Consider the following 6,009-nt stretch of genomic DNA (forward strand, 5'->3'; position numbering starts at 1 on the left):
CGCCCTAACGGTTACGGTCGTGGCCGTAACCGTCGGTGTCGGTGTTGACAGGGCCTCGGCGCCGAACGTCGATCTCGTCGACCAGCCGGTAGAGGGTTGCATGCACCTCTTCGACCCGTGGCAGATTCGCCAGCACGACCTGACCGCGTTCACCGGCGCTTTCGATGGTCAGCGTGCCGGAGCCCAGGAGGCGTTCGGCGAACGAGTGGTGGAACGAGACGTCGTTGAGCCGCTGAAGCGGGATGTCACGGCCGTTGCGGGAAAAGACGCCCGTCCGGATGACAACACGTTCCGTTGTCACGACATAACTTGTCGTGATCCACTGTAACCACGGACGCAGGCTTGTGACAGCGAGCAGGGCCGCCGCGGCCGTGATCACGAGCCACTGTGCCGCATGCTGGAACGAACCCGCCGGTATCGCCAGCACACCGAACAGCGTCAGGCCCAGAACCACGACGAACGCGGTGGCCGGCCCGGCAAGCCTGATCCAGTGCGGATGAAGGTGCAGGACAACCTCTTCATCGCTGGTCAGAATGCTCTCTGGAAATCCCACGCGGCCGATCGTCTCACCGTCACCGCGCCAGCGGAGCCCGAGGGTCGATCGGCCCGGCGTCACCGCAGGTGGACGACGTCCCCCGCGGCGAAGGCCCGGCCGTCCACGACAAGCCGGCCATGGGCGTCCACAGCTGTGGCGGCGCCCACCACGACAGCACCGTCGGGCAGCTCAACCCGCACCTGCTGACCGAGCGTCGCGCACACCGAGCGGTAAGCCTCCCTGGCACGATCCGGTTCCGCGAGCCAGGCCCGGTATCCCGCGGCGACTTCCCGCAGCACCTCGATCAACAACTCACCCCGGCCAGTCGCCGGCCGCGACGCCCGCCGCTGGCAGAGCGCCACACTGGTCGCCCCGAGGGGCAGCTCATCGGCGGCCGTATCGACGTTCAGGCCCACCCCCACGACCACCGCGGTCGTTGCCGGTTGGCAGGGAACGGCCTCGGCAAGGATTCCCGCTATCTTCGCGCCGTCCACCAGCACGTCGTTCGGCCACTTGAGAACGGCCGGGATACCGGCGGAACCGCGCAGCGCGCCAACCAGCGACGTGCCGGTGAGCAACGGCAGCCAGCCGAGGGCCGCGGCCGGCACCGTGGGCCGCAGCAGCACCGAGAAGGTGAGTCCCGCGCCCGGTGGCGAGACCCAGGACCGGTCAAGACGCCCACGGCCGGCCCACTGCGCCTCGGCGACCAGCACCCGCCCTTCACGGGCGCCCGCCTTCGCCGCCGCCACAAGATCGGCGTTGGTCGAGCCGGTCTCCCCGACGACCCGCACGTCGAGGCCGTCATCGGCGAGCGCCGCCGCTACCAGGCCGGCGTCCAACGGAAGCCGGCGCGGATGTGTCTTCGATGTCCGCATGCCAGTCAGGGTGCCACCGACCGGCCTGTTACCGGAGCGTTGTCCTGGCGGGCTGACTACCGTTACGTTCCGCCACGGGTACTGGTTTGTGCCCCCCACCCGCGAATCGAGCACGCGGAGCCGTACCCGCCGTACGCTGCCCGGCATGGTACTTCCTGTTCCCGCTCAGAATCCCGCGCAGGGCTCGGTACCCGACCTTCTGACGGCCACCGGCAAGATTGCCGAGTTGAAGCGGGTCAACGACGAAGCGGTACACGCCGGTTCCCAGCGGGCCGTTGACGCCCAGCACGCCAAGGGCAAGATGACAGCCCGTGAACGGATCGAGGCATTCCTCGACCCCGGATCGTTCGTCGAAACGGACGCGTTCGCTCGGCACCGCTCGCATGATTTCGGGCTCGACCGCAACCGCCCCTACGGTGACGGCGTGGTGACAGGATACGGCACGGTGGACGGCCGCCAAGTCTGTGTGTTCAGTCAGGACTTCACGGTTTTCGGCGGCAGCCTGGGCGAGGTCTTCGGCGAGAAGATCATAAAAATCATGGACCTGGCGCTGAAGACCGGCTGCCCGGTGGTGGGCATCAACGACTCGGGCGGCGCGCGTATCCAGGAAGGCGTTGTTTCGCTGGGTCTCTACGGTGAGATCTTCTATCGCAACGTGATGGCGTCGGGAGTCGTCCCGCAGCTCTCGCTGATCATGGGCCCGTGTGCCGGCGGTGCCGTTTACTCCCCCGCCATCACCGACTTCACCCTGATGGTCGACAAAACCAGCCACATGTTCATCACCGGTCCGGACGTCATCAAGACCGTGACCGGCGAGGACGTCGGCATGGAGGAGCTCGGCGGCGCGCACACGCACAACTCCCGCAGCGGTGTCGCCCACTTCCAGGCCGCGGACGAGACCGACTGCCTGGAGACCGCTCGGGCGCTGCTGTCCTTCCTGCCGTCGAACAACATGACGGATCCGCCGGCCTTCGCCGCGGTGGCCGACATCCAGGAAGAGATCACCACCGAGCTGGACGTGTTCATCCCGGACTCGCCCAACACTCCCTACGACATGCACACAGTGATCGAACATGTGCTCGACGAGGGCGACTTCCTTGAGATCCACGCCCAGTTCGCACAGAACATGATCTGTGGCTTCGGGCGGATCGACGGACGTTCGGTGGGCGTCGTCGCCAACCAGCCGATGCATTTCGCCGGCACTCTCGACATCGACGCCAGCGAAAAGGCGGCACGCTTCGTCCGGACGTGCGACGCGTTCAACATCCCGGTACTCACCTTCGTCGATGTTCCCGGCTTCCTGCCCGGTACCTCGCAGGAGTGGAACGGGATCATCCGCCGCGGCGCGAAGCTCATCTACGCCTACGCCGAGGCCACGGTCCCCAAGGTCACCGTCATCACCCGGAAAGCCTACGGGGGTGCATACGACGTCATGGGATCGAAGCACCTGCGGGCCGACATCAACCTGGCCTGGCCGACCGCGGAAATCGCGGTGATGGGCGCCCAGGGTGCGGTAAACATCATCTACCGCCGGGAACTCGCGTCCGCCGACAGCCCGGAAGAGCGCCGCGCGGAACTGATCGCGGACTACACCCAGCACTTCGCCACCCCCTACATCGCCGCCGAACGCGGGTATGTGGACGCTGTGATCTCGCCGTCAGTCACCCGTCGCGAAGTGATCCGAGCCCTTCGGCTGCTGCGGACCAAGCGGGAGTCGCTCCCGCCCAAGAAGCACGGAAACATTCCGCTGTAGTTACGCCTCACCTTCATGAAAGGAACGTCAGGTGGATACCAGCGGCGACAGCCACACCCGTCCGTATCTGCGGGTGGTGTCGGCGAACGCGTCCGCCGAGGAGATTGCCGCGGTGGTCGCGGTGCTCCGCCTGCGGGCGGCGGCCTCACCGCCCGGCCCGACGGCGCCGTCGGGCTGGACCGACCGGGCCACGGCGCTCCGCCAGACCGTACGTTCCGGCCCGGACGCGTGGCGGCAGAGCGGTTTCGTCCAGGGCGTCCGCACCCGAGCCGACTGGTAACCCGCGGAGGTTCCGGCAGCAGGGCGTTCGACCAGACAGCGGCGTCCGGGTGGCTGGATCGGGAAGCCGCGGAGGGATGCGCCGGAGGTATTGGCGTCGACCGACGAGCCGGGGTACCCATGCATCGCGCGGCAATGGACGGGCAGCGATGAGGCGAGGCGCCGCCCGGACGCCGCGCGCCGGCCAGTCCTGTTGCCGGCGCCGCTAAGAACTAAGAACTAAGAACGCCTACTGCCGACAACAGATGTGAGGTCCCCGGCCTCCGCGGGACATTTGGACTCAGCCACGCTGCACGAGGACGGGAGAAACGTGCGTAAGATCCTCATCGCCAACCGGGGAGAAATCGCTGTCCGGGTCATCCGCGCGTGCCGGGACGCCGGGTACGCAAGCGTCGCGGTGTACGCCGAGCCCGATATCGATGCCCTCCATGTCCGCATCGCGGACGAAGCGTACGCCCTCTCGGGTAATACACCGGGCGACTCCTATCTTCGAATAGACAAGATTCTCGATCTCTGCCGGGCAAGTGGCGCCGACGCCGTCCACCCCGGCTACGGCTTCCTGTCGGAGAACGCCGACTTCGCCGAAGCGGTCATCGCCGCGGGCATGACCTGGATCGGGCCGCCGCCCGAGGCCATCCGGCGCTTGGGTGACAAGACCGCGGCCCGGCACATCGCCCTTGCCGTGGGGGCGCCGCTCGCGCCCGGCACCGCCGATCCCGTCGGCGGCGTCGAGGAGGTCGTGGCCTTCGCGGATCAGTACGGGCTGCCGGTCGCCATCAAGGCCGCCTTCGGCGGTGGCGGGCGCGGGCTCAAGGTCGCGTGGAGCAGCGACGAGCTGCCCGAGCTCTTCGAAAGCGCGGTCCGCGAGGCCACCGCCGCGTTCGGCCGGGGTGAGTGCTTCGTCGAGCGCTACCTGGACCAGCCCCGCCATGTCGAGACCCAGATCCTCGCGGACACCCACGGCACGGTCGTCGTCGTCGGCACCCGGGACTGCTCGTTGCAGCGGCGCTACCAGAAACTCGTCGAGGAGGCCCCGGCGCCGTTCCTCACCGAGGAGCAGCGCACGTCGCTTTATCAGGCCTCTCGGGCCATCTGCCGGGAGGCCGGCTACGTGGGCGCGGGCACGGTCGAGTTCCTCGTCGCCCGGGACGGGATGATCAGCTTCCTCGAAGTCAACACCCGCCTGCAGGTCGAGCATCCCGTCACCGAGGAGACCAGCGGCATCGACCTCGTTCGCGCGCAGTTCCGCATCGCCGAGGGTGAAGCACTCGACCCGACCGACCCGGCCCCCCGGGGGCACTCGATCGAGTTCCGTATCAACGGTGAGGATCCCGGGCGTAACTTCCTGCCGGCCCCGGGCACGGTCACCCGGTTTGTCGCGCCCACCGGGCCGGGCGTGCGGGTCGACACCGGTGTCGAGTCCGGCACCGTTATCGGCGGCGCCTTCGACTCGCTGCTCGCCAAGCTGATCGTCACTGGCGCGACCCGGACCGAGGCGCTGGAACGCGCCCGCCGCGCGCTGGCCGAGATGGCCGTCGACGGTATGGCCACAGTGCTGCCGTTCCACCGGGCTGTCGTACGGGATCCGGCTTTCGCGCCGGGGGACGCGACCGAACCGTTCCGCGTGCACAACCGCTGGATCGAGACCGAGTTCGACAACACGATCCCGGTCTTCACCGGCGGCGCGGACGCCGAAACCGCGTCGGTGGAGCGAGAGTCGGTGGTGGTGGAGGTCGGCGGCCGGCGTCTTGAGGTTGTCCTGCCCGCTGGCCTCGGATCGACGGCCGGACCGACGCCCGGTCCGGCGGCCGGTCGCGCGGCTCCGCCCCGGCGGCGCTCCGGCGCGAAAGCAACGAAGGCCGTTGCTGGGAACGCACTGACCAGCCCCATGCAGGGCACCATTGTCAAGATTGCTGTCAGTGACGGCGACACCGTCGAAGCTGGTGATCTTATCGTCGTCCTGGAGGCGATGAAGATGGAACAACCGATCACCGCGCATCGAGCGGGTGCCGTGGCCGGGCTCACCGCGACCGTCGGTGCCGTCGTCTCCAGTGGCGCCGTCCTCTGCGAGATCACGGACTGATCCCGGCCGCTTCCCGACCGGCTGACGGACTCACGGGAAACCTGTCCGTAGGCTGGCGAGTGTGGCAGCAGGCATGGAAGAAGGCACCGAAGAAGGCCGGGTTCCCGCGGACGAGTCGGTGGACCCGGGCGGCGAGCGGCCGGCTCCACCCGAGCGGCCGCCATTTGCCGGGCTGGTGTATTACCTGGTGGGCGGGACGCTGCCCCCGCGGTACACGCCATGGGTGTCGCACGATCTGAGAGGTCCGCGGTGGCGGGTCCGGCAGGCTTCCCGCCCGCCGTTGGCCATGCTGCCATTCGCGATCATGTTCGCACTGCTACCTGGACGGCTGGAGGCCCGGCTCACCATCTCGATCTTCCTGCTCGCCGCGACGGTGGGACTCGGATTCGCCACCGCTGGCCACTTCCGCAACCGGCGCCTCGTCCAGCACGGTCTCTCACCGGTCCTCCCACCCGAGGAAGACGACGGCATCGACCTTTAGAGC

Annotated in this window: 6 protein-coding genes; 4 read left to right on the plus strand and 2 right to left on the minus strand. The window is 68.3% G+C overall.

Features of this window, described 5'->3' with window-relative positions; all coding sequences use genetic code 11:
• Positions 1-4 precede the first annotated feature (4 nt).
• The gene (locus MJ797_RS20175) at positions 5-553 is read right to left on the minus strand and encodes a PH domain-containing protein (RefSeq protein WP_239338254.1); all 549 of its coding nucleotides are present in this window, start codon (positions 551-553) and stop codon (positions 5-7) included.
• A 59-nt stretch (positions 554-612) separates the two neighbouring features.
• Positions 613-1,410, minus strand: a complete 798-nt coding sequence (locus MJ797_RS20180; RefSeq protein WP_239338310.1) for a biotin--[acetyl-CoA-carboxylase] ligase — start codon at positions 1,408-1,410, stop codon at positions 613-615.
• A 145-nt stretch (positions 1,411-1,555) separates the two neighbouring features.
• Here MJ797_RS20180 and MJ797_RS20185 point away from each other — a divergent pair, with 145 nt between their 5' ends.
• From MJ797_RS20185 to MJ797_RS20200, 4 genes are all read left to right on the plus strand, one after another.
• Positions 1,556-3,163, plus strand: a complete 1,608-nt coding sequence (locus MJ797_RS20185; RefSeq protein WP_239338313.1) for an acyl-CoA carboxylase subunit beta — start codon at positions 1,556-1,558, stop codon at positions 3,161-3,163.
• 31 nt (positions 3,164-3,194) lie between these two features.
• Positions 3,195-3,443: an acyl-CoA carboxylase subunit epsilon gene (locus tag MJ797_RS20190; RefSeq protein WP_239338316.1), complete on the plus strand. Its 249-nt coding sequence runs from the start codon at positions 3,195-3,197 to the stop codon at positions 3,441-3,443.
• A gap of 309 nt (positions 3,444-3,752) precedes the next feature.
• The gene (locus MJ797_RS20195; RefSeq protein WP_239338335.1) at positions 3,753-5,525 is read left to right on the plus strand and encodes a biotin carboxylase N-terminal domain-containing protein; all 1,773 of its coding nucleotides are present in this window, start codon (positions 3,753-3,755) and stop codon (positions 5,523-5,525) included.
• Between the two features lie 61 nt (positions 5,526-5,586).
• Positions 5,587-6,006, plus strand: coding sequence for a DUF5313 family protein (locus MJ797_RS20200; protein ID WP_239338338.1), 420 nt, complete (start codon positions 5,587-5,589; stop codon positions 6,004-6,006).
• Positions 6,007-6,009: the final 3 nt, after the last annotated feature.

The sequence above is a fragment of the Protofrankia sp. CiP3 genome, assembly GCF_917627345.1.
Taxonomy (GTDB): Bacteria; Actinomycetota; Actinomycetes; order Frankiales; family Frankiaceae; genus Protofrankia.